This is a genomic window from Pelagicoccus enzymogenes (genome assembly GCF_014803405.1).
GTDB lineage: Bacteria > Verrucomicrobiota > Verrucomicrobiia > Opitutales > Opitutaceae > Pelagicoccus > Pelagicoccus enzymogenes.
Window position 1 is genome coordinate 463,460 of sequence record NZ_JACYFG010000051.1, and the last position, 22,563, is coordinate 486,022.

At 59.3% G+C, this 22,563-nt stretch carries 14 protein-coding genes; 1 reads left to right on the plus strand and 13 read right to left on the minus strand.

The features are described 5' to 3' along the window. Nucleotides 1-58: 58 nt before the first annotated feature. The gene (gene trkA, locus IEN85_RS20785) at nt 59-1,420 is read right to left on the minus strand and encodes a Trk system potassium transporter TrkA (protein ID WP_191619024.1); all 1,362 of its coding nucleotides are present in this window, start codon (nt 1,418-1,420) and stop codon (nt 59-61) included. A 186-nt stretch (nt 1,421-1,606) separates the two neighbouring features. On the opposite strand from trkA, the gene galA reads away from it, so the two are divergent. Beyond that, nucleotides 1,607-4,369 (plus strand): beta-galactosidase GalA, encoded by a 2,763-nt coding sequence (galA, locus tag IEN85_RS20790; RefSeq protein WP_191619025.1) that lies wholly within the window; start codon nt 1,607-1,609, stop codon nt 4,367-4,369. A gap of 72 nt (nt 4,370-4,441) precedes the next feature. On the opposite strand, the gene IEN85_RS20795 is transcribed toward galA, so the two are convergent. The 12 genes from IEN85_RS20795 to IEN85_RS20850 form a co-directional block, all read right to left on the minus strand. Further along, nucleotides 4,442-4,834, minus strand: a complete 393-nt coding sequence (locus tag IEN85_RS20795) for a YdbL family probable chaperone protein (protein ID WP_191619026.1) — start codon at nt 4,832-4,834, stop codon at nt 4,442-4,444. A gap of 27 nt (nt 4,835-4,861) precedes the next feature. Then, entirely contained in the window at nt 4,862-5,062 is a 201-nt protein-coding gene (locus IEN85_RS20800; protein WP_191619027.1) for a hypothetical protein, read from the minus strand. Between the two features lie 107 nt (nt 5,063-5,169). Continuing rightward, nucleotides 5,170-8,109, minus strand: a complete 2,940-nt coding sequence (locus tag IEN85_RS24830) for an intermembrane phospholipid transport protein YdbH family protein (RefSeq protein WP_191619028.1) — start codon at nt 8,107-8,109, stop codon at nt 5,170-5,172. A gap of 113 nt (nt 8,110-8,222) precedes the next feature. Beyond that, nucleotides 8,223-9,059 carry an HAD family hydrolase gene (locus tag IEN85_RS20810; protein ID WP_191619029.1) on the minus strand — a complete coding sequence of 279 codons (837 nt, stop codon included), beginning with the start codon at nt 9,057-9,059 and terminating at the stop codon, nt 8,223-8,225. A gap of 155 nt (nt 9,060-9,214) precedes the next feature. Beyond that, nucleotides 9,215-10,579 carry an alkaline phosphatase family protein gene (locus IEN85_RS20815; protein ID WP_191619030.1) on the minus strand — a complete coding sequence of 455 codons (1,365 nt, stop codon included), beginning with the start codon at nt 10,577-10,579 and terminating at the stop codon, nt 9,215-9,217. A gap of 52 nt (nt 10,580-10,631) precedes the next feature. Further along, nucleotides 10,632-11,786 (minus strand): 3-dehydroquinate synthase, encoded by a 1,155-nt coding sequence (locus tag IEN85_RS20820; protein ID WP_191619031.1) that lies wholly within the window; start codon nt 11,784-11,786, stop codon nt 10,632-10,634. 80 nt (nt 11,787-11,866) lie between these two features. Next, nucleotides 11,867-12,748: a UbiA family prenyltransferase gene (locus tag IEN85_RS20825; RefSeq protein ID WP_191619032.1), complete on the minus strand. Its 882-nt coding sequence runs from the start codon at nt 12,746-12,748 to the stop codon at nt 11,867-11,869. 39 nt (nt 12,749-12,787) lie between these two features. Beyond that, nucleotides 12,788-13,975 (minus strand): metabolite traffic protein EboE, encoded by a 1,188-nt coding sequence (gene eboE, locus IEN85_RS20830; RefSeq protein WP_191619033.1) that lies wholly within the window; start codon nt 13,973-13,975, stop codon nt 12,788-12,790. Between the two features lie 71 nt (nt 13,976-14,046). Next, a complete protein-coding gene (locus IEN85_RS20835) occupies nt 14,047-16,419 on the minus strand; it encodes a PAS domain-containing hybrid sensor histidine kinase/response regulator (protein ID WP_191619034.1) in 2,373 nt (790 codons plus the stop codon). A 117-nt stretch (nt 16,420-16,536) separates the two neighbouring features. Then, entirely contained in the window at nt 16,537-17,313 is a 777-nt protein-coding gene (locus tag IEN85_RS20840) for a TatD family hydrolase (RefSeq protein ID WP_224772755.1), read from the minus strand. An 89-nt stretch (nt 17,314-17,402) separates the two neighbouring features. Beyond that, the gene (locus IEN85_RS20845; RefSeq protein WP_191619036.1) at nt 17,403-19,289 is read right to left on the minus strand and encodes a response regulator; all 1,887 of its coding nucleotides are present in this window, start codon (nt 19,287-19,289) and stop codon (nt 17,403-17,405) included. A gap of 130 nt (nt 19,290-19,419) precedes the next feature. After that, complete coding sequence (locus tag IEN85_RS20850) at nt 19,420-22,560, minus strand: ATP-binding protein (protein ID WP_191619037.1); 3,141 nt, start codon at nt 22,558-22,560, stop codon at nt 19,420-19,422. Nucleotides 22,561-22,563 lie beyond the last annotated feature (3 nt).

Below are 22,563 nucleotides of genomic sequence, written 5' to 3' on the forward strand. Positions count from 1 at the left end.
GGGAAATGAGGATTGAAACCGGTAGGCATGTCAGAGGAGAGGATGCGCATGCCGCGGCTTACTTCGTGAGCTTGAGCAGCTCTTTGATGCGGCCTTTGCAGATGATGGCGATGATGGAGTCGCCTGCCTGCAAGATGTCGTCCCCGGTCGGGGTTTTGGGCATGTAGTTGTGCTCGTGGCCGACGATCACGCACTCGGCGGGCCACTTGATGTCCCTAATCCGCTTGTCGACGACCTCCGACTTTTCCGCGATATCGAGCTCGATGATCACGTTGTTGTCGGCTTCTTGGCGAACTTGGTCCTCGAGCTCGATAAAGGGCTTCTTGCCGATGTAGCGCAGGACTTCGTTGGTGGCGGCGATGCGTGGGGAGACGGCGAGCTCGACGCCGAGGTTGGTGTTCAGCTTCTCGAGGATTTCGATGTAGTCCGCTCGGTTGATGGCGAGCATGGTGTGCTTGGCTCCTAGCTTGAAGGCTTGGAGGCAAGTCATGATGTTGTCCTCGTCGTCTTTGCGGCAGGCTACGAAAAAGTCGGAGTGGCCGACTTCCTCTTCCTCCAGCACGCGCAGGGAGGTTCCGTCGCCGTGGATCATGGTTACGCTGGGCAACCGCTCGGCGAGGGTGTGGCAGAGCTTGAGGTCCTTCTCGATGATGCGGATCTTGAAGCGCGGGTTGGAGAGGAGTCGGGCGAGGGAGATAGCGATCTCGGTGCCGCTGAGGATGGTGACGGTGATCTTGGCTGATCCTTTGGAGGAGGGATCGAAGAGGGCCTTGGTCTCGAAGAGGGAATCGGGATGCCCGAAGACGGTCACCTGGTCGCCCACCGTGAGGGTGGTATTGGCGTTGGCGACGATGTTGCTCTCTCCCCGTTGGATGAGGCCGATGCGGATGTTGCCGGGCAGTTTCAGATCCTTGAGCGGGACGTTGCAAACCTTGGCGCCCGGCTGGATTTCGATGGACTTTACCTCGATTTGGCCGCGTCCGAAGTCTTCGACGGCGACGCGGCCGGGATTGCGGATGCGCTTGGCCAGCTCGACCGCGGCGAGGGCCTCCGGGTTGACCAAGTGGTCGATGCCGAAGTGGCGCTGATGGTTGATGAGCGAGTTGTCGCGGTAGGTGGCGTCGTGGGCTCGAGCGAAGGTTTTGGTGGCGCCGAGGGCTTTGGCCAAGGAGGCGGAAACGAGGTTGGTCTCGTCGCTGCTGGTCATGGCGAGGAAGAAGTCGCATTTGTTGGCCCCTGCTTTGAGGAGAGTGCCTGCGGAGGCTCCGTTGCCCTTGACCACCCGCACATCCACCGTTTCGGAAAGGGTATTGGCGAGCGTGTCGTCGCGCTCGATCACGGTGACGTCGTGGTCGGCGATGCTCAGGGTTTCGCTCAAATGGGTGCCGACTTCGCCGGCTCCAACGATAACGATCTTCATTGGAGAGAGCCTTTAGGGGATCCGTTGTCGCTGGGCAAGGATTGCTTTTGGGGGGACAGAGGCGGCTCGATGAGAGGGGCGGGGCTCCAGGTTGGCTTTCATTCTCATATAAGAGGGCAGATCACCCAGCAGGGGAGTTGGCCTTATCCGTAGCTTCGGTTTAGCTGTTGGCAGTCTACTTGTTTTATGAGCTTCCAAAAATTCCCTACCCTCCTGGCGATCGTGGCGGTCGCGCTGTCTACCTTCAACGCCTCGCAGGCCTCCGGTCGTTCGCGGGAGCGAATCAACGATGGCTGGCGCTTCGCTTTGGGTCATGCCACCGATAAGCAAAAAGACTTTGGCCATGGCTTGGGCTATTTTTCCTACCTCGCCAAAACGGGCTTTGGAGACGGAGCGGCGTCGGCGACCTTTGACGACCGGGCCTGGCGGGTGGTGGATTTGCCGCACGATTGGGCTGCGGAGGCTGGCTTCGATGCGAAGGCGAGCTACAGCCATGGCTTCAAGGCGATCGGTCCCGGATTTCCAGAGAGCAGCGCGGGCTGGTATCGTCGGGAGATCGACATCGCAGCGGATGACTTGGGAAAACGGATACGGATCGAATTCGATGGAATTTACCGGGACGCCGCGGTTTTCGTGAACGGATTTTTCGTGGGGCAGGAGCCGAGCGGTTTCGTCTCCCAGAGCTACGACATCACGGAGTACTTGGACTTCGGAGGACGCAACGTGATCGCGGTGCGGGCGGACGCCTCCATGGAGGAGGGCTGGTACTACGAAGGGGCGGGAATCTATCGCCATGTTTATTTGCTGAAGACCGATCCGGTACATGTGGCCCGCTATGGAACCTTTGTGCGAACAGCGATGGAAGGGGAAGACGCGGCGGTTTCCATCTCGACGAAGGTGAAAAACGATGGGGACACTCCCGCTGCAGTTCGCGTGTCGCAGGAGATCGTCGATGAAAACGGAAACGTGGTGGCCAAAGCGGATGCGGCGTCGCTGGTAATTTCAGCGGGTCAGGTGGAGGAACTCGACCAAGCTCTTCGTATTGTGGATGCACGTGTTTGGGATTTGGATACGCCTTACCTTTACGAGATGCGTACGTTCGTTCTGTCGGGTGAGGGCACAGTGCTCGATGAATACCGGACTTCGTTCGGCGTGAGGGAAATCCGTTTCGACCCGAATGAAGGCTTCTTTCTAAACGGCCGCTCGGTGAAGCTCAAGGGCTCGAACAATCACCACGACCACGCGGGCATCGGCGCGGCCTTGCCGGATGCGATGCAAGAATATCGCATTCGCAAGCTCAAGGAGATGGGCATGAACGCGTATCGAGTTTCTCATCACCACGCTTCGCCAGCGCTGTTGGAAGCGTGCGACCGTTTGGGGATGCTGGTGATCGACGAGACGCGTTTGATGGGAATCAACGACTACCACTTCGACCAGCTCGAGCACTTGATCGTACGTGGACGCAACCATCCAAGTATCATCATGTGGTCGGTGGGGAACGAAGAGTGGGGCATCGAAGGAAACATTTCAGGCGCCCGTATCGCCAAGCGCATGCAGGACTTCGCTCATCGGCTCGATCCGACGCGTCGCGTTACGGCGGCGGTCAGCGGCGGTTGGGGTGGTATTTCGACGACCATCGAAGCCTTTGGGGTTAACTACATTCGACATGGCGACGTAGACAAGCAGCACCGCGAGTTCCCGGAGCAAATCATCCTCGGTACTGAAGAAACCACTACGCAGCAAACGCGGGGCATCTATTTCGAGAACGCCGCTTTGGCCCACCAGCATCCGAGGGAAGATGGATCCTCTGGTGGCAATGCGGAACGCGGCTGGCGCTTCTATGCGGAGCGCGATTACACGGCAGGCGTGTTTTTCTGGACCGGCTTCGACTATCGCGGGGAGCCGACGCCATACGGTTGGCCAGCGGTGTTGTCTCAGTTTGGAATTCTGGATACATGCGGATTTCCAAAAGACGGCTATTATTACTTGAAGTCTTGGTGGACGGATGAACCTGTGTTGCACGTCTTCCCGCATTGGAATTGGCCCGGCAAGGAGGGCGAAACGATCGAAGTGCGGGCCCACTCGAACTTTGATGAGGTGGAGCTTTTCGTGAATGGTGTTTCGCAAGGTCGCAAAGCGATGCCGCTCAATGAGCACCTCGCTTGGCAGGTGGAATACCAGCCCGGCGAGCTGCTGGCTCATGGATACAAGGATGGAGCGCTGGCCATGGAGAAACGGGTACGCACGACTGGCGAGTCGGCGGCGTTCCAACTGGAGGCTGACCGTGGCGTGATCGCAGCGGATGGTGCAGATGTATCCGTCGTTACCTTACGCGTTGTGGACGAGCGGGGCGATGTGGTGCCCACTGCGGATGATCAAGCGTGGTTCAGCATTTCAGGCCCGGGTAAGATCATTGGCGTGGGCAACGGGAATCCTTCTTCTCACGAGGCGGACCAGTTTCATGGGAGCTATGGATCGATCCAGCTCGGTAAGGATTGGCAGGCGCCTGCTGCGTGGGAGACGGACAAGCCCTTGAGTTTCGAGGCGCGTTTCGACGCGCCGGAAGTGGCGGAGGGTGGTTCGGCCTTCTTGCTGCTCAATGGGATTGGCAAGAATTTGGAGCTTAGCCTGAACGGTAAGGCCTTGCCGCTGGAGATGCTGGCGAGGAGGACGCCGCTAGCGGAGCTGGGCCTGAAGCCAGAAGGCAACGTATTGCGAATGAAGGCGGATCATTTCGACGATTGGGGGGATCGCGAGGATGTGGCCATGCTTTCGCCCGCTCTGATCGCCCTCGAATCGCCTGCGGAGCAGTATCGCCGCAAGGCTTTCAACGGAATTGCTCAGATCATCGTGCAGAGCACGGGGGAAGCAGGGTCGATTGTTTTGAAGGCGGAAGGCGAGGGGCTGAAGGCAGCTACGGTGAGGATCGAGGCTGAGTCGTATCACTGAGCTTCAACCGGAGTCCGTAGCGAGGGGAATTTGCAATGCGGACGACGTGGAAGTCGTCCCTCCAGGCGGGCGTCAGGCTTTTTTCGACCAGGAGCCGTCGGGGGCTTGTATCCAGACTCCGGATGCCGATTTTTTGCGGAGTTCTTCGGCGCGGCCTTGGCCGACGACGGTGGCGGTAAGGCCGAGGCGTTGTCCTACTAGCGTGTAGAGGGCGCGGCGGTCGGCGTTTTCTGCGTTCATGAGCTTGGTTTCATCTGGCTTGAGCATGGCGCGTTGCTCCAGCAGGCCGGCGTTGTTTTCGCCGACTTTACCGGCGAGCTTGAGGGCGTCAATGCTGGCGACGCGGTCGATGAGGCGTTGCTTGATCGCTTCTTCGTCTGCGGATTGGGCGGAAGCGAAACTGGGCAGCAGGGCGCAGAGCAACGCGAAAAGGGGAAGGATGCGAAGGAATGAAACGGTTTTCATAGTCGTAGAAAAATGGGTTGGGGGTCGTTATTCGGTTTCGTTTACGGTCGCGGAGGCGGCGTCGATATCGCCGAAGACGTCGGCGAGCTCCTTTTGGAGTTTAACGCGGAGGTCGATGGTGAGGTTCATGTAAATGGGGTCGAAGCTGCTGTGGGTGCGCACGTTTATGCAGCCGCTGCTGGCGAGCGCTACGAGCGCGAGTGAAGTGAGGACGATGCTTTTTTTCACGAGACTGGATAGGGTTGGCGTAGTGTTGGTTTGACCGTGTGAACTGTGTCTTGTTTCGGAAAGTGTGTAGCTTGCAGGAGAATAGACGGCGGCGCACGCTCCAAAATTCAGAGGGAATTGAGGCGGATGACGAAGTTGTAGAGTTCGGTGAGGGAGCCGTGCAGTTGGGTGTTGATGACGACGGGGACGTCGCCGAGGTCGGTATGGGCGGTGCCGCCGATGCGGATTTTTATGGGAGTCTCGGGTTCGTTTTCGGGGAAGAGGTCGGCGTAGAACTCGGTGATGGTGATGTTGCCGATGGCTTGTTCGGCGGTTTTTTCGGGGTTGATTTTGAGGAATTTGAGGATGCGGTCGGATAGGGTGGGCTTGGTTCCCGGCATGGCGTTGGCGTCTTGGGTGAGCAGCCCTTGGGTGTTGTAGCGGAGGGAGGCGGGGGCTCCGTCGGGCAGGCGGAGGTCGCCGCGCAGCAGCTCGAAGGCGCCGTCCCTAAGGCGGAAGGGCAGGTGTCCGCTGACCTTGCCTTGCATGCGGCCGTCGAAGAAGTCGATGTAGCGGGCGATTTGGTCGAGGTCGAAGTTTTCGAGGTCGAGGGTGCTTTGGAAGTCGGAACCATCGATGGGGATTTGGGCGGAGCGGAGCTGGGCTTGCCCGCCGAAAAGGGAGACGGTGGCGAAGTCGACGGCAAGTTGGGTGCCGTTTTGGAAGGAGAACTGGCTTTCGGCTTGGAGGGATTTCAGGTCGCCGGCTTCGATGTCTTCGATGCGGAGGCGGGAGCTGAGCGGGCCGCTGTCGAGCTGGGCGAGAGAGGCGAGGTGGAGGTCGAGCTCGAGCCCGCGGGCGTTCACTTGGGAGGCGGGGTAGGCGATGGCTCCGTCGCGTAGCGTGAGGGAGAGGCTGGCGTCGGCGTCTTGGGCGTTGGCTTGAAAGTCGCCCTCGGCTTGCAGGGCGGCAGAAAGGGAAAGGCCTGCTAGCTCGGGCAGGAAGCGGGCGGGCAAGTCGGAGTGAACGAGTTGGAAGGGGGAGAGCGTGTAGTTGCCCGACAACGACAGCTCGGAAAGCGGCGAATCGATTTGGTGCTGGGAATCCGCTTGCAGGGTGACGCCTTCGAGCATGGCGGAGAAGGAGGCGGTGCCGCCAAGCTGGGCGAGGGTGCCGCGGTGTTCGTTTTCGATGTAGACTTGGTCGAGGCGGAGCTTGTCGTAGCGGAGGATGCCTGCTCCGAAACTGGTGGAGATCTTCAGCTGTTCGTCTTGAGGGGCGAGGGCTAGGCTGCCGCCGGACCATTGGGCGGAGAAGGGAGGGCTGGAGAGCTTGTTGGCCTGCCAGTCGAGGCTGGCTTGGGTGCGACGGAGGAGTGAATAGAGGGCGGCTTCGTTTGTGAGATCGATATTGGAGAGCTCATTGGTGTCCCATTGCTGGAAGCTGAGTTCGCTTTGTATGGCGATTCCGTCGCCGTTTAGCTGCTCCGATTGTATCGAGATATTGGATGCGTCGAGCTTGACGTTGCCGGAAGCGAGGTCGGAGTCGCTGGGTTGCTCGAGGAAAAGGTCGAGCTTGAGGTCGCCCGCGAGCCGGGCGATGCCGGGGAGTTGGGTGAGGGGATCTGACTGCAGGGAAGCGAGGGAAAGCTTGGTTTCGGTGCCGGTCTCGAAGATAAGGCTTTCGAGTTGGAGGGCAGCTTGCGGAAGGAAGGCTTCTTCGCCGTTGAGGGCGAGAGGGGCGGGATGGAGCGTGCCGGTGAGGGCCAGCACGATGGGCTCCGCCGGAGCTTCGGGGATGTTGAGGGTGCCAGTGACGCCCTCGAGGGTGGCGGGGCTGGCGTTTGCGAGAGAGAGTGGGCTGGTTTGGAAGTTCAGTTGATCGGTCGTGCCGCTGGCGGTAAGGGAGAAGGGGGCGAGCTCTTGGTCGTCTAGCTGGAGGCGCAGGGTCTCTATTTGGCCTTGCAGGGGGCGGAGGGTGTTTTCGAGTTGGTAGCTGAGTTGGAAGTTACTGGCGGCGGAAAGGTAGCCGGAGTCGTAGGTCCAGCTGATCGGGCTGCGTGTTTGGATTTCGAATACGTTCAGGTTTGAGAGCGTGATGTCCAGGTCGAGGGTTTGTTCCGGGAGGACGGCGAGGGTGTCGCGTAGGATGGATTGAGGCGTCGCGGTGATGTGGAGCGGGATCTCGTTGAAATCGAAGAAAAGCGTTTCGAGCGTGAGGAGGGGGAAGGAGGCGGTTGCTTCCTCGTAGTTTGCAGCGAGGGAGTGGAGCCGGAGGGTGGCTTCGAGCTGAGCGGGGCTGTCGAGCGGTTTGCTTAGGGTGGCTTGTAGCTCGAGGGAGGAGAGGGAGAGTTGGTGCAGGTCGGGGAGATCGCTTTTCCAATGCGGCAGGTAGCGATCGAGGAAGGCGACGGGGGCGTCGACCTGGAGATGGGCTTGGAGGCGGGTGCGGGCAGGATCGGCGAGGGTGGCCTCGAGTTCGAGCGTGTGGGAGGCATGCTGCAGGGTGGTTGCGATTTGCAGGGAATCCGCTGAGTCAGCAGCCGCTTCGATCTCGAAGGGGAAGGTGAGCGTTTCCTCTGGTGTTTTTAGGTTGAGCGTCGAATCCGCTATCTGGATACGGTCGAAGGGAAGGGGGAGGAAGGGGCTCGGGTCGAGGAGCTGGAATACTTTTTCGAGAGAAAGCGGTTCGGGGGCAGGTTGGGAGTTGTCGGCGGGGAGCTGCGACGCGTCGAGGCTGAGGGTCAGGTTTTGCAGGGTGGCGGAGCCGATGCGGTAGGAGTTGAGCAGCTCGGAGAGGGTGAAGGTGAGCTGGAGGCGATCGGCGGCGAGTGTTGCCTGCGGGTGGCGCAGGGCGATGGATTCGATGGTGAGGGAATCGGTTTGCAGTTGGCTGATGGTGAACTGCGGTTCCTCGATGCCTTGTTCTTGCAGGTAGTCTTTGGCGAGAGCGGTGGCGATGCGGGCTCGCAGTCCCCATGCGGCGAGCGCTCCCAGCAGTAGGATTAGGAATAGGGCAGCGAGGGAGCGAAGAAGGATGCGGCTAAGCTTTCGGAGGCGGGGATTCACAAGGCGTGGTTGGACGATCCGACAAATGATTGCCGGAAAGGCTCCTGCATTTCAACAGGTCCTTGCGAAATCTTGCGGTGGAGCGGAGAGGCGCGTTGGGCGATCGACTGTCGCTATATTTGGTAGTGCTCCTGCATGGCTTGCACGGCGCGGGCGAAGGAGGTTTCGGGGGGACCGTCTGGGGTGACGAGGGTGGCTGCTTGCTTGGGGGCGGCCCAGGCTCGGTCCATGGCGGCGGAGAATCCGGAGAATTCGAACATGGGGATGTCGTTGTTGCCGTCGCCGAAAGTGGCCAACTCGGAGGCGTCGATGCCGAGGTGGGCGATGAGCGGCTTGAGGGCGGACGCTTTGGAAGTCTTGGGATCGGCTTGCTCGAAGATGTTGTCCATGGAGCGCACGGTGTAGAGCTGGCTGTCGCGCAGGAACGGGTGTTTTTGCACGGAGTCGAGTCGTTCGCTCTCCTCGAAGTAGACGATCTTGAAGATGGATTCCTCGAGGATGGCCTCCGGCGTGGTGGGCGTGGGAGTGATGCCGGCGAGCTTCGTATAGTAGTCGAGCCACTGGGAGGGAGGGGTGAGGGAGTAGAGGCCGGTGGCGGCGTAGGCGACGATGGAGAGCTCGTTTTCGAGGCCGAATGCGATGGCTGCCTTGGCGTCGGCGGTCGGCATGTGCGACTCGAAGAAGGTTTGGGTGTTGTCCACGTCGGAGGCGTAGGCGCCTTGGGCGGAGACCATGTAGCGGACTTGCGGTAGGCTGCGGGCGAAGGGCAGCATGCTTTGGTAGTGGCGGCCGGAGGCGAGGATGATTTCCACTCCGGCGTCGTGCATGGCCTCGATGGCGGCCCGGTTTTCGGCGCTGATGCTGTGGTCGGGCGAGAGCAAGGTGCCGTCGAGGTCGATGGCGACGGCCCGGATTGGGTGAAAAGGAGAAGTGCTGGTGGACGTGGTCATTTTGCCCACGAAGGACACGAAGGATCACGAAGGAGAGCGAGGAGATTTTTTGTTACGAGTTGGAGGAAGGGGGAGTGGGAGGATGAAGGTTGAATGGATCGCGACCAAGGTCGTGTCTCGTCACTACGCTCCTCGAGTGTCGCGGTGCTCGGTACCTACCTCTGGAAGTGGGCGAGGAGTTGGTGGTGGACTTGGGGGGAGGTGAGTTGGTCGGGCAGGTTTTGCGGGGAGATGTAGACGGGCCAGTCGGAGCGGTTTTTTGGGCAGGTGCCGTGGGAGCCTTTGACGAGGGTGGCGTCGAGGGGGATGACGTCGAGCAGGGCGCGGAAGCCGAGCTTTTTCTTCAAAAGGAACTTGGCGATCTTGGCGGGCGGAAATTTTATCTTGGGGTCGATGAAGAGCTCGACGGGGTCGTAGCCGGCTTTGCGGTGGATGTCGATGGTGCGGGCGAAGTCGGGGGCGAGGGCGTCGTCGAGCCAGTAGTAGTAGGTGAACCAGGCGTTTTCTTGTGACACGGCGATGAGGTCGCCGCTACGCTCGTGGGCGATACCGGCGTCGGCTTGCTGTTGGCGGTCGAGGACCTGGGCGACGCCGGGGAGGGCGGCCACGGCTTCGCGGACTTGGGGTTCGAGCTGGGGATCGTTGAGGTAGATGTGGGCGACTTGGTGGTCGGCGACGGCGAAGGCTTTGCTGGCTCCGGCGTCGAGTTGTTCGAGGCCGAGCTCGTCTTTGACGGTGATCCAGCCTTTTTCTCGCAGGGCGCGGTTGATGTGGATGGGGGTCTCTACTTGGGTGATGCCGTATTCGGAGAGCAATACGACTTGCACGTTTCGAGATTCGAAGAAGTCGAGTAGCTCGCCGACGACGGTGTCGATTTCTTGCAGGTCTTGGGCGATGTCGGGGTGAATGGGACCGAGGCGCTGGAGATTGTAGTCGAGGTGGGGGAGGTAGACGAGGTTGAGGTCTGGGCTGTGTTTTTCTTCGACCCATTGGGCGGATTTGGCGATCCATTGGGAGCAGGGGATTCCGGCTTTTGGGCCCCAGAAGGTGAAGAAGGGGAAGTCGCCGAGGTCGGACTTGATCTCCTCTCGCATGCCCATGGGCTGGGTGTAGACGTCGAAGACTTTGCGTCCGTCGGCGGGATACATGGGCCGGGGGGTGATGGTGTATTCGGCGCTGGAATACATGTTATACCACCAGAAAAGCTTGGCGGTTGTGAAGCCGGGGTTGGCGTCGCGGAGCTTTTCCCAGAGCTTGGGTTGCTGGACGAGGTGGTTGGATTGTTTCCAGAATTGGATCTCGGAGTAGTCGCGGTTGTACCAGCCGTTGGCGACGATGCCGTGTTGGGATGCGGTGGTTCCGGTGAGGTAGTCGGACTGGGCGGTACAGGTGACGGCGGGGAAGGCGGGCTTGACGTAGGCGGAGTTATGAGCGGTAGCGTGTTTTTGGATACGGGGCGTGTGGGGGCCGATGAGGCCTTGGGTGAGTCCGACTACGTTGATGACTGCGAGACGTTGCATTTGTTTTTGCCCACGAAGGGGCACTAAGGAATTGGTTTGTGGGATCGCGTTTCTACCTCGGCAGGTCTTGGATGGATTGGAGGATTTTTTCGGTATCCATTTCGTGGACTTCGAAGCGTTGGCCGATTTGTTTTAAGAGAGTTATTGTGAGGAGACCGCCGAGGTGTTCGCGGAATTCTTCGAGTCCGGCGAGGGTGGCGTTTTGCTGGTCGGCGGTTTTTTGTTCGAGCTCGGGGGCGTAGGTGGGGAGCTTGAGCTTGGTAATGAGGTTTAGGATACGGTCGACGCTGGCTTGGTCGAGGTAGCCCATCTTTTGGGAGTAGAGAGTGTCGATGGCGATGCCGATGGCGACGGCCTCGCCGTGGGAGATGCGGAAGTCGGAGAGTTGCTCGAGCTTGTGGGCGGCCCAATGCCCGAAGTCGAGGGGGCGAACGGAGCCCATCTCGAAGGGGTCGCCGGAGGTGGCGATGTGGGTGACGTGGTGTTGGGCGGAGCGGTGCACGAGCTCGCGCACGGCGGCGGGCTGGAAGGCGTTGAGGGCGTTGGCTTGGCTTTCGATCCAGTCGAAGAAGGTGGCGTCGCGGATGAGGGCGACTTTGATGGCTTCGATATAGCCGTTGCGCAGGTGCTTTTCGGGAAGGGTGTCGAGGAAGGCGAAGTCGTTTACGACGGCGAAGGGCGGGGCGAAGGTGCCGACGAAGTTTTTCTTGCCGCGGAAGTTGAAGCCGTTTTTGACCCCGACTCCGGCGTCGCCTTGGCCGAGGGTTGTAGTGGGAAAGCGGATATGGCGGATGCCGCGGTGGGCGGTGGCGGCGGCAAAGCCGACGGTGTCGAGCAGGGCTCCGCCTCCGATGGCGATGAGGTAGGAGTGGCGGCAGATCTTTTGCTCTTCGATCTGGGCGTAGATTTCCTTGAGGTAGTCGGTGTTGTTCTTGATGGGTTCGCCGGCGGGGAGCAGGTGGATGCCGCGCAGGTTTAGGTCTTCATTGTGGTGTTGGAAGTAGGCTTGGATCTGGGGGACGAGCTGGGGATTGGCGGCAGCGACGCCTTCGTCGAGGTAGAAGATGGCTTTGCGGCGGGAGCCGGATTCCTTGGAGCAGAGCAGGTTGCGCAGGAGCGGGTTATCGGTGGCGAAGGCGTTTTCGGTGAAGAGGACGCGCAGCTGGTAGGGGATGGCGATGGCGTGTTCGATGCTAGCAAAAGTCATTGAGAGTGTGAGTCGGGAATTTTTTTAACCACTGAATTACACTGATGAGCTCTGATTTTGATTGAGTTGGAACTGTGGGCTCAGGTTGCGGGGATCAAGCGTTGGGCGGCGGTGGTGAGGGCAAAGAGGACGGCGAATAGGACGAGGTGTCCATGGGTGGCGAGGCTGAGGGTGGCGAGAATGGTGAGGTCGAGCAGGGGGATGGAGGCGAGCAGGGGGCCGATGGTTTTTCCGATGACGAGACGTCCGTCGACGCGGGCTCGCAGGAAGGAACGGGCGATCCAGGCGATAAAGAGGGCGAGGGCGGCGGTTTGTTCCGCGGTGAAACCGTGGCTGTTGTAGTAGATAGCGCCGAGAGCGGGAGCTGCGATCATGGCGAGGGCAGGGTAGTCGATGGCATTGGTGGTGGCTTCGGTGCGGGCGAGGAAGGTGACGCCCATGACGAAGACGAAGATGGTGCCGGTGGCGATGAGATTGTTGGCGTCGATGCCGTTGGCGAAAGCGGAAGCCACGGCCAAGTAGAGCAGGGCGCGGCAAGCTGCCATGAAGATGGGGGCGATGGGGTTGCCCTTGTGGTTGGTGTCGTAGAGGACGATGCAGAGGACGACGCCTGCGGCGAAGGCAGAGGGGAGCCATTGGGTGGGGCCGGGGTCGTTGAGCAGGCCGGTCCAGGCGATGGCGGCGAAGCCGAGGGCGAGTTGGGCGAAGGCGAAGTTGCGGACGGTGGCGGCGGCGATTTTTCCGGTGGGGATGGGGCGTTCGGCGCGTTGCAGGGCGTCGATTTCGCGATCGCAGTAGTCGTTGAGGTACATGCCGCCGATGTAGAGGAGGCTGGCTCCGACGAGGTAGCTGGCGAGTTGCAAGGTGCTGTAGCCGCCGACGATGATCCAGGCGCAGAGGATGTTGGACCAGACGGTTGGCAAGTTGGAGGCGCGTGCAAGGGTTAGATGAGTACGGAGCATGGGAAGTGGAATGCGGATGTGGGACCGAAGGGGGAAGGCTTAGATCAGGCTGCGGTTTTTGAGCTGAGGGATGAGCCACTGGTATTCGGCGGTAACTTGCTCGACCACAGTTTTGCTGTGTAGTTGAGGTGGCATTACGGCCCAAGTATAGGTCTCCATTTCGAAGTGTTGGCAGATTTTTGGGTTTCTTGAGATGTAGTCGAGGGTGCCGAGGAGATGATCGTTAGTCGAAAGAAGGGGGGCTTGGGGGGCTGAGTGGAGGGGGATGTGAAAGTGGATACGCCATTCGTCGGCTGTGTCACGGTCGGCGCGGTGGGCGTCGAGGGCGTCGGGGAGGTCTTCGTAGCGCTGAATGGTGAATTCTGAAGCGTGAGTTGGCGAGTGGGTGGCGGCGAGGACTTGGTGGAGGTAGGTGGGCTCGCAGAAGGTTTCTAGTTGGTCGAGAGTGGTGGGGTTGAGTTCGCGTACCTTGAGGGCGGAGGAGAGGTGGATTTTGGAGATGCGAATGTTGTGGGCGGAGAAGCGCTCGAGGGCGGTGGCGGGGTCTTCGTATTCGAGGGCGAAGTGGCAGGTGTCGTAGTTGATGCCGATGCGTTGGCGGATGGCGTCGGCGTCGGCGCGTCCTTGGAGGAATTGCTCGTAGAATGCGAGGCTTTCGTCGGTATTTTCGAAAAGCCCGAGGGGTTCGGGTTCGAGGCCGAGGTGAAGGTCGTGCCCGGTTTTTTCGGAGAGTTTCTCGATGTGTTGGTAAAGCTGATACAGGTTTTGGTGGATGGCTGCGTGTTGCTCGGGCGAATCGATGAAGCGCTTGAAGGAGCCGGGCAGGGTGGATACGGAGCCGGATTCGCCTTTGGGGAGGAATTGAGTAAGCAGCTCGAAAAGCAGCTTCGTGTAGTCGAGGCGATCTTGGGTCGTCCAATCGGGGCGATAGACTTGTTCTTTCACGCGGGTGCCGTGAAAGTCGCCATAGGGGAAGCCGTTGATGGTGAAGACGTAGCAGTGGTTGTCTTCGAGCCAGCGTTTGAAGGCGGTGAGGGCTTGGGCTTGGGAGAGCTCTTGGGCGGCGGAAGCGCTGAGGCGTAGTCCGATAGCGTATTCGCTGTCTGGGCACACGTTTCGGCGAACGGCGAGCACGTCTTGCTGGAGTGAGCGGAAGGTTTGTTCCCAGTCCTTTCCCGGGTGGACGTTTGTGCAGTAGGCGAGGTGAGCGTTGTGCTGAAGGCGCATGAAGGGGTCGGTTAATCGTAGTTAACCGAAGGTGTAGAGCAGGAGCTGTACGAGGCAAGGCTACGCTGCGCCTAGCTACGCCGGGCGAGGTACTCTCTCGCTCGCTTAAGGGCGGCTTGAAGCCGCTCGGGGCGGATGGGCTTTGTGAGGTAGTCGTCCATGCCGGCCTCGAGGCAGCTTTCCTTGTCGCCCTCCATGGCGCCCGCAGTGAGGGCGATGACCCAAGGTTTGGGGGAGTCGGGGGAGCGTTGGCCTTGGATCTTATGGTGGGCCTCGATGCCTGTCATTCCAGGCATCTGAATATCCATGAAAATGATGTCGTAGGGCTTTTTTGCGCAGAAATCGACGGCAGCGAATCCGTTGTCAGCGAGATCGGAGTGGTAGCCGAACTTCCTGAGCAGCCGGCTTGCTACCAGTTGGTTCACTTCGTTGTCCTCTACGATGAGCACGTTTTCGGGATGGATCAGCTCGGTGGCTTTGCCTAGGTTCTTATTGCTCACGGGAGCCCCTCTGCGAGGGGCGCTGCGTATCTCGTTGATGATGGAGGCTAGCTGGTAGGGAGCGATAGGCTTTATCAAGCGGCTATGGAATTCGCTGTCGATGGACGTGCTTCTATGATTCTCTAGGGAGTGGATGCGAACGAGGGGAAGTGGGAAGGGGGGGCGGGAGTTCTCGATTTTTTGGGCGAGAGCGGTGGCCTGTTCGCTGCTTGCTTCGAGGTCGATGAAAACGCAGTCGAAGCGGGCCTCCTTCTGCAGGATTTCAAGGGTTTGTTCCGGGGCTTCGACTTCGGTGACTTGTAGGCCAAGGTCGCGGAGCGTTTGGCAGAGTATCTCTTTGTCGCGTCCAGAGGGAGCGATGGCGAGGACTCGCATGGGAGAGAATTCGGGGTGAGTGGGCAGGGACGGCTTTCGCTTTTCGGTTTCGAGAAGGGCGGTGCAGGTGAAGGTGCTGCCCGTTCCGCATTCGCTTTGCACGGTGACGGAGCCGCCCATGAGGGTGGCGAGCTTTTGGCAGATGGCGAGGCCCAGGCCGGTTCCTCCGAATTCTCGGGTGGTGGAGGCGTCGGCTTGGGTGAAGGGTTGGAAGAGTTTGTCCAAGCTTTCAGGAGGGATTCCTACGCCGGTGTCTTTCACCGCGAAACGGTACTCGCAACGGGGCTTGCCGCGCGGGCTCGGCGTTGCGGCGCTGGCGGAGAGCGAGAGTTCGATGGCTCCTTCTCGGGTGAACTTGACGGCGTTTCCGAGGATGTTGACGATGATTTGGCGGAGACGCGTTTTGTCCCCGATCACCTTTCTCGGGGTGCTGGCGTCGACCGAAAAGTGAAGCTTGAGGCGTTTTGCTGAAGCGAGGGGACGGATGACCTCGAGGGCCTGGTGCAAGCACAGCTCGATATCGAAGGTCTCCTCCTCGAGAGCGACGCCGCCGGCCTCCAGCTTTGAGAAGCTGAGGATTTCGTCGATGATGGTGAGAAGGGAGTCGCCGCTCTCGCTGATCGTTTTCAGGAAGGCTCTTTGGTTTTCGTCCAGCTCGGTATCGGCCAGTAGGCTAGCCATGCCGAGAACGCCGTTCATGGGAGTGCGGATCTCGTGGCTCATGGCTGCCAGGAACTGGCTTTTCGACTTGCTGGCCTCCTCTGCCCTGAGTCGGGCTTGTTCTAGTTCTCGTTCCGTTTTCTTGCGTTCGGTGACATTGAGCATGCTACCGAGAATTTTGCTGGGGGCGCCGTCTGCGGAGTAGGTGACTTTTCCTCGGAGAAGGATCCAGACCCATTGCCCTTTGACGTCGCGGATGCGGCCTTCGAATTGCAGCGTGCTGGCTCGGTCGGATCGAATGGCTTCGATTGCTTGGTCGAGCGCAGGCTTGTCCTCGGCATGCAAGTCGCGGCCGAGATTGGCGAGGGTTTGCAGCTCCTCGCGTTGCGGGCGACCCAGAATCCATTGCCAGCGGGGAGACGTCCAGATTTCGTCCTTTGCGATATCGATTTCCCATACGCCCTCTTCGCTGGACTCCATGGCGTTGACCCAGCGGTTGGCGATGCCGTGGAGTTTGTTCTGGTCTTCGGTTTGCTCCTGAACCTTGTCGAAGCCGATGGCGCAGCGAACTCCGTTGATTTCCGTGAAGGTGAGATGGTACTCGATCATCACGGTGGAATCGTCCTTGCGGCGATGAAGCGACATGCCCCGAATGCTTTCGCCTTGGTTGGGCGTGTTGAACCAATCGCGATCTACGGTTGGGGTCCAAGGGACGGCATGTATCAAGTCCATGGATTGCCCGACCAACTCGTCCCGGGTGTAGCCGTGGGTTTCGCAAACGGCGGGGTTGCAGTCTCCGATGAGAATGGGGTGTTTGTCGTCGGGACCCGGAACGATGATGATGATCCCAAGCGGGGAGTTTTGCCAGAGTTCCTTGAGCAGTGGAACCTGGGCCGCGGAATCTTTCAAGAAATCGGGGGATTTGGGGTGATTTCCCGGTGGGTGGGGTGAAAGCAGCATATTCTTGATCGCGTATTTCCACGTAGTTTCGGGTAAATACGCCAGAAAGGCAAACTGCTAAGGGCCTTAGTTCAGCTTAAAATTGGGGCATTGGCTGAGGAAGGAGCTGGGGGTCTTGAAGAAAACCTGGTCAATCGTTTCGTCGTCGTAGCCGCGTCGCCTCATTTCCATGGCGGCATAGGGGACGGCGAGGGGGACGGAGACGCCCCAGTCGCAGGCGGAGTTCATCCAAAGGCGATCCGCTCCGTAGGTTTCGATCATGTCGATGGCCCGCGGAGAAGTGGCTTTCGACTCGGGATAAAGCGTGATGCCGCCCCACATGCCGGCGTCCATGACGTACTTTGCGGTGTGTTCCTCCACGTGGTCGATGAGGACGCGGGAGGGATCGATGCGGGAGTCGGACTTGATGAGGTCGACGATCAACTTCGTGCCCTTGAGCTTGTCCTCGAGATGGGGCGTGTGGACGAGGATGAGCTGTTGGTGTTTGGCGGCGAGGTCGACATGCCGTTCCAAGATTGTCATCTCGTTGCGGCTGTTCTTGTTGAGTCCGATTTCGCCGATGCCGAGGACGTTTGGCTTGTCGAGGAATTCGGGGATGAGGTCGAGGACTTCGTTGGCGAGGACAAGGTCCTCCGACTCCTTGGGATTGATGCAAAGCCAGCAAAAGTGGGGCAGGTGGAACTTGGCGGCGCGGGCCGGCTCGTACTCGGTCAGTTGACGGAAATAGTCGTAGAAGCCCCTCGATGAGCTACGGTCGAAGCCGGCCCAGAAGGCCGGTTCGCAGACGGCCTTGCAGCCGGCTGTGACCATGGCGACGTAGTCGTCCGTGGTGCGACTTACCATATGGGCATGGGGTTCGATGTAGCGCATACCACGATTGCTGCGCGACTGGCATGTCTTGGCAAACCGGAAAGCGAATCAATGCAGCGTCTCTAGGAGGGAGATGCTGTCGCGGTGCTTGCGACCAAGGCTTCTTGCTCGTGTGGGCAAGCTTGTGAAAGGGCTTCGAAGAGGCGTAGCTTGTTGACGGGCTTGGTGAGGAAGCCGTTCATGCCCGCTTCACGGCATTGTTTCTCCGAGCTGCGATAGGAGTGGGCGGTGAGGGCGATGATGGGTAGCTTGTCTAGGTGGGGCTGGAGCCGGATTTCGCGGCTGGCTGTTATCCCGTCCATCACAGGCATGCTTAGGTCCATCAGCACCACGTCGTAGCTTTGCCGATCCAGCAATTCGAGGGCGACCTGACCGTTTTCGGCGCAGACTGCCTTTGCTCCAATTCGCTTCAGGAGAGTGGTGACGACTCTCTGGTTGGTGTAGTTGTCCTCGACGACGAGGACCTCCAGTGGTTGCGAGAGTTTGAGTTTCTTGTTCAGCGGGGGCTTGGGCGTGGAGGGGCGTTTTTCCGAGAGCGCTTGAACGGGGACTTCCACAATCGCTCGGGTGCCGACCCCAACTTCGCTTTGCAACTCCAAGGTGCCGTCCATTGACTTCAGCATTTGCTGGCAGAAGGACAGGCCCAATCCGAGCCCGCCGCTGGATCGCGTGCGATCGTTCTCGGCTTGGATGAAGGGGTCGAAAATGCTTTTTCTCTTTTCTGGAGGGATGCCGACACCGGTATCGGAAACGAGGATACGAAGCTTTGCGTTTGGATCGGTGTTTGGCTGGTGCAGCTCGATGTTAAGGGTGACTCGCCCTTGCGTCGTGAAGCGAATCGCGTTCGTCCCGAGTTCCGTGATGACCTGCGAAATTCGTCGCTTGTCGACCAAGATGAGCTGCTCGGGGTTTCCCGTTGTTGCGACTTTCAAGTCGAGCCGGTTCAGCTGAGCGAGGTTGGTTAGTGTCTCGACTGCTTCCTTTTCCAATTCGCTCAAGCTAGTAGGTGCGGGACTGAAGGTGAGTTCTCCGCGATCGAGTTCCGAGAAGTCGACGATTTGGTCGATGAGCTTGAGCAATTGCTCGCTCGATTGCTGCATGAGCTCGATCTGGTGGCGGCTTTCCTCGCTGAGATTTCGCTCCTTTTGCAATATGTCGAGAAAGCCGATGACAGGATTGAGGGGAGTGCGCAGCTCGTGGCTGACGATTGAGAGAAACTGGTCCTTGGCTCGGGCCGCGATTTGTGCTCGGTCCCGTTCCTCTGCTAGCAGGACGGCTTGCTCCTCCAGCTGGACTGCCTGCTGCGTCAATTGTTGGTTGGAGTGTTCGAGTTCCTCCTCTCGCGCTTGCAAGGTGAGAATCGAGCGTTGCAGGGATTTGGTCATCCATGAAACGACCAGGCAGACGAGGGCGCCGATCATGCTCAGGTGGAGGGCTCGGTTTACCCAAGGAGAAATTGTATTGAGGTGGGCGATTGCGTCGAATCGGTAGGACATGACGCCGTTCGTGTAACGCTCCCCAATGAAGAGGGTGACGGCGGTGGCGAGGGCAACGATGGCCAGCGACCAACGTGTGCCCAGCATCACGGCGGCGATCACGGCGAACCCGACTACCACGATGGGGCCGCTCGCGAAAAGTCCCCAGGCTATGATGCCGCTGAGGCCTGCGACCACAATGCAGCAAATGACAATGGCTGAGGTGGCTCTTACTCCCAGCTTGGCTCTCAGCAGGACGGCGCAGACCAAAACCAGAAAGACAGATGTCTGAACGGTGGTGGACCATCCCCAGTGCACGGTCAGCCCTCGGTAGATTATCATCAGTTCGAGAGGAAAGGCGAAGGCGAGCGTGTAGGCAGAAGCGAGCTCTACGAAGCGTTCGCGGAGTGAGGGCAGGTCCGGAAGCAGGTCGCCTTCTTTTCGAGGCAGCAGTCGTTTTAAACAGTCTCTCATTGCTGATACCGAGGAGGTCAGAACCACATCGTCTGATTCGTCCTCCTACCTAGCGATCCGAGGCAAAATGAGGAACCAGGGATGTCGCTACTTGGGGAAATGTCCCTAGCTCGGTCAGCGGCGCGGACTTTCAGCTGAGCGCCTTTGCCTGTTCGGCAAGCCAGGCGTAGGCGCGCTGGAGGACGCCTTCGATTTCTGGAAGTCGGGCCGGCTTGGCCACGAAGTCGTGCATGCCGACCTCCTGGCAGGCTTCGCGGTCCTCGGCCCGCGCATTTGCGGTGAAAGCCGAAATGTAGATCGGGTGTTCGATGGATTCGGAGCTGAGGATGTGGCGGGCAGAATCGAGCCCATTCATTACCGGCATTTGTAGGTCCATCAGAACTACGTCGAATACCATCGATTCTGCTGCGGCGAATCCTTCTTCCCCGTTTGCGGCTGTCTCTGCGGTGTAGCCCAGCTTTTTGAGGAACTTCAGCAGGACCTTGGTATTGATGGGATTGTCTTCGACAACGAGAATGCGTAGGGGGTGCTGGTCCGCGAATGACTCGCTCTCTTTAGTTTCCTGTTTCCGTTTTGTGGCCATTGCAGGGAGGCTTTCTGGAGTATCCGGATTTTCGTTACCAACGAGTTCTTGGCTGAATACGCGGACTGGCTTCTCGGTCGAGTCTCTGATCTGTCGGTTCAATCTTCGGAGCGACAAGGGACGTGGAAGGGAAATGCAAGTCTCGCTGTGCATAAGTTCGCTTTCGGAATGGGATTCGACGAAGCGGATGATGTGCGGAAAGTTTTCTTTCAGGATGGATCGGGTGTCGATGATGGCTCTGACGGTATCGGGACGAGTGGCAGATGGATCGACCAGCAGCAGTTGATAGTCGCCGTTTTCCAAGGCGTTCTTCAAGGGGCCCGGATTTGAGCTTTTGCAATCGAGATCCATGCCCCAGGCTTGTAGCTGGATCTTCAATGCGGCCGCGGCGATTGGGTCGTCGACGAGCAGGAGCGTTCTAAGTCCGGGGTAGTGAGCGAATGCCGGCACGGTCTCCAGCTTCTGGGCATTGAGGGAAATCGTGAAGGTCGATCCGTCGCCCACTTCGCTTTCCACGCTCAAGCTGCCGTCGAGGAGGCGAAGCAGGTTGCGGGAGATGGCCAGCCCCAGTCCGGTGCCTCCGAACTCTCGGGATGCGGAGGACTCGACTTGGTAAAACGGCTCGAAGAGCTTCTCCTGTTTTTCCAAGGGAATGCCGATGCCTGTATCCGTAACGGCGATACTGAGGCGGGAAAGGTAGGAGTCGTAGTCAACGGATACGGTGACGCCGCCGTGATGCGTGAACTTGATCGCGTTTCCGACGACGTTGACAATCACTTGGCGCAGTCGATTGGGATCGGTCACGATGCTGGCGGGCACCTCGTTCTTGATTACGAGATGGAGTCCGATTCCCTTCTTTTCGCAATCCTCTTGGAAAAGAGAAAGGGAGTCCTCGATGGTCTCGATCAAGTTGGTGGCGGAAGTTGAAACCTCCAGCTCGCCTGCTTCGATCTTTGAGATATCTAGGACATCGTCGATGATGGAGAGGAGGTTGTCAGCGCTGACGCGAATGGTTTCCGTGAATTCGCGTTGCTCCTCGGTGAGCTCGAGAGAGGACAGCAGTCCTGCCATGCCGATGATGCCGTTCATCGGGGTGCGGAATTCGTGGCTCATATTGGCGAGGAATTCGCTCTTGGCTCGATCGGATGCTTCGGCCGCGTCCTTTGCTTGGCGCATGGCGGTTTCCGCTTCGTGACGGGCAGTGATGTCGCGCGTTATCTCCACGAAGCCTCCATCCTCCAGCCTCGAAAGCGTGACGTCTGCCCAGAACAGGGAACCGTCTTTGCGACGCCTCCAGTCTTCGAAGATCGCTTCGCCGTTGGACGCGGCTTCTTGAAGTCGCTTTTCGGCGTCCGCTTTAGCCGTAGGACGGTCTTCGAATAAGACTTCGTAGTCTAGCTCTTGCGCTTCTGTCGTAGTGAAACCGAGGATACGCTCAGATGCAGTATTCCAGCGTACGACCTTGCCATTGGAAGCGATCGTGAAGATGGCGTGGTCGCGGGCCCCCTCGATGATGAGGCGGAGCCCTTGTTCGCTCTCGCGGAGGAGCTTTCCGCGCTCGATAAGTTGATCCTGAGTCTCTCGCAGCTCGCGCACGGTGGTTTCCAAGTCTTGGCGGGAGGCGCAAAGATTGCTGGTCATTTGGTTGAAAGCGCGAGCGAGGTCGCCGCATTCGTCGTTGCTTGAGCAATGGACTCGGTGGGTCAGGTCGCCTCGTCCAACCGCGTCCGCTCCCTCCTTCAAAAGGCGCAAAGGGCTGGTGATGCGGCGAATGAGCAGGTAGATGATCAGGGCACTGACAGCGATCCCTCCGGCGCTGACGAAGAGCAGAAGGAGTCGGGTGCGTTTGAGGGCGTTGAGCTCTGTTTCGTAGGAAGAGAGCAGCACGTAGCTGAGGGGCTTGCTCGTGTTGAAGTTGGGGGCCAGGGAATTGCGCAGCGCGTGGAAGTGTTCTTCGAAGGCGAGGGCGCGGTTTACGGATCCGATTTCCAGTCTTTCGTTTTCCGCCAAAAAGGTTTGGGCCGTTTCGTGATCGAGTGAACTGGCAAGGATTCCCGAGTCGATTGCGAGAATGATGTCGGTGTGGGTGAGGGATTTGAGTTCTGCAACTGCTTGGTTGCCAAACGCGATGGCGATACTTAAACACCCGTTCGGGTAACCGGCGTTGGCGAGGAAGACGGGCACGGTAATGGTATTGTATGCGGAATTAGAATACACAGACAAGGCATTGTTGAGCTCGCCTCCCAGGGCAGCCTCGATGTTGGGCCCGATCGATTTCTCGAAGTTTGCCAAGTCGAAACGCGAGCTCCGTCGCACGGAGCTGCTGGGGCTCCCGTCGATAGGAGTGTAGAGCAATGCTTCCACGTCGGTACCGAATTCGTCGAGCGCGTCGCGGAGGTAGGCCCGCATGGTGTTGGCGTCGCGGAGTTGGCTGACTGCCTTGAACCGGGGTTCGTTGACGGCGTTCTTGAACTGCTCCTGCAGAGCGCGTTCGCGGATTTCCAGGGAATTGAGCAAGACCGCTTCAGCGGCGGAGAGGCGTTCTTGGGCGGCCAGCAGAGTACGTTGCTCGACGTGCTCGTCTACGAGCGAAACGGTAATGATGGGGAGCGCCGCCAAAATCGCCAAGACGGGTAGCAGAACCTTGGTGTGGAAGGGGAGATGGCTGATGCGGCGGGCGAAGGTCACGAG

What these genes read in the sequence shown, in the direction of transcription:
- trkA (WP_191619024.1), bottom strand. Translation starts at nt 1,420, where the DNA reads ATGAAGATCGTTATCGTTGGAGCCGGCGAAGTCGGCACCCATTTGAGC.
- galA (WP_191619025.1), top strand. Translation starts at nt 1,607, where the DNA reads ATGAGCTTCCAAAAATTCCCTACCCTCCTGGCGATCGTGGCGGTCGCG.
- IEN85_RS20795 (WP_191619026.1), bottom strand. Translation starts at nt 4,834, where the DNA reads ATGAAAACCGTTTCATTCCTTCGCATCCTTCCCCTTTTCGCGTTGCTC.
- IEN85_RS20810 (WP_191619029.1), bottom strand. Translation starts at nt 9,059, where the DNA reads ATGACCACGTCCACCAGCACTTCTCCTTTTCACCCAATCCGGGCCGTC.
- IEN85_RS20815 (WP_191619030.1), bottom strand. Translation starts at nt 10,579, where the DNA reads ATGCAACGTCTCGCAGTCATCAACGTAGTCGGACTCACCCAAGGCCTC.
- IEN85_RS20820 (WP_191619031.1), bottom strand. Translation starts at nt 11,786, where the DNA reads ATGACTTTTGCTAGCATCGAACACGCCATCGCCATCCCCTACCAGCTG.
- IEN85_RS20825 (WP_191619032.1), bottom strand. Translation starts at nt 12,748, where the DNA reads ATGCTCCGTACTCATCTAACCCTTGCACGCGCCTCCAACTTGCCAACC.
- eboE (WP_191619033.1), bottom strand. Translation starts at nt 13,975, where the DNA reads ATGCGCCTTCAGCACAACGCTCACCTCGCCTACTGCACAAACGTCCAC.
- IEN85_RS20840 (WP_224772755.1), bottom strand. Translation starts at nt 17,313, where the DNA reads ATGGTAAGTCGCACCACGGACGACTACGTCGCCATGGTCACAGCCGGC.
- IEN85_RS20845 (WP_191619036.1), bottom strand. Translation starts at nt 19,289, where the DNA reads ATGAGAGACTGTTTAAAACGACTGCTGCCTCGAAAAGAAGGCGACCTG.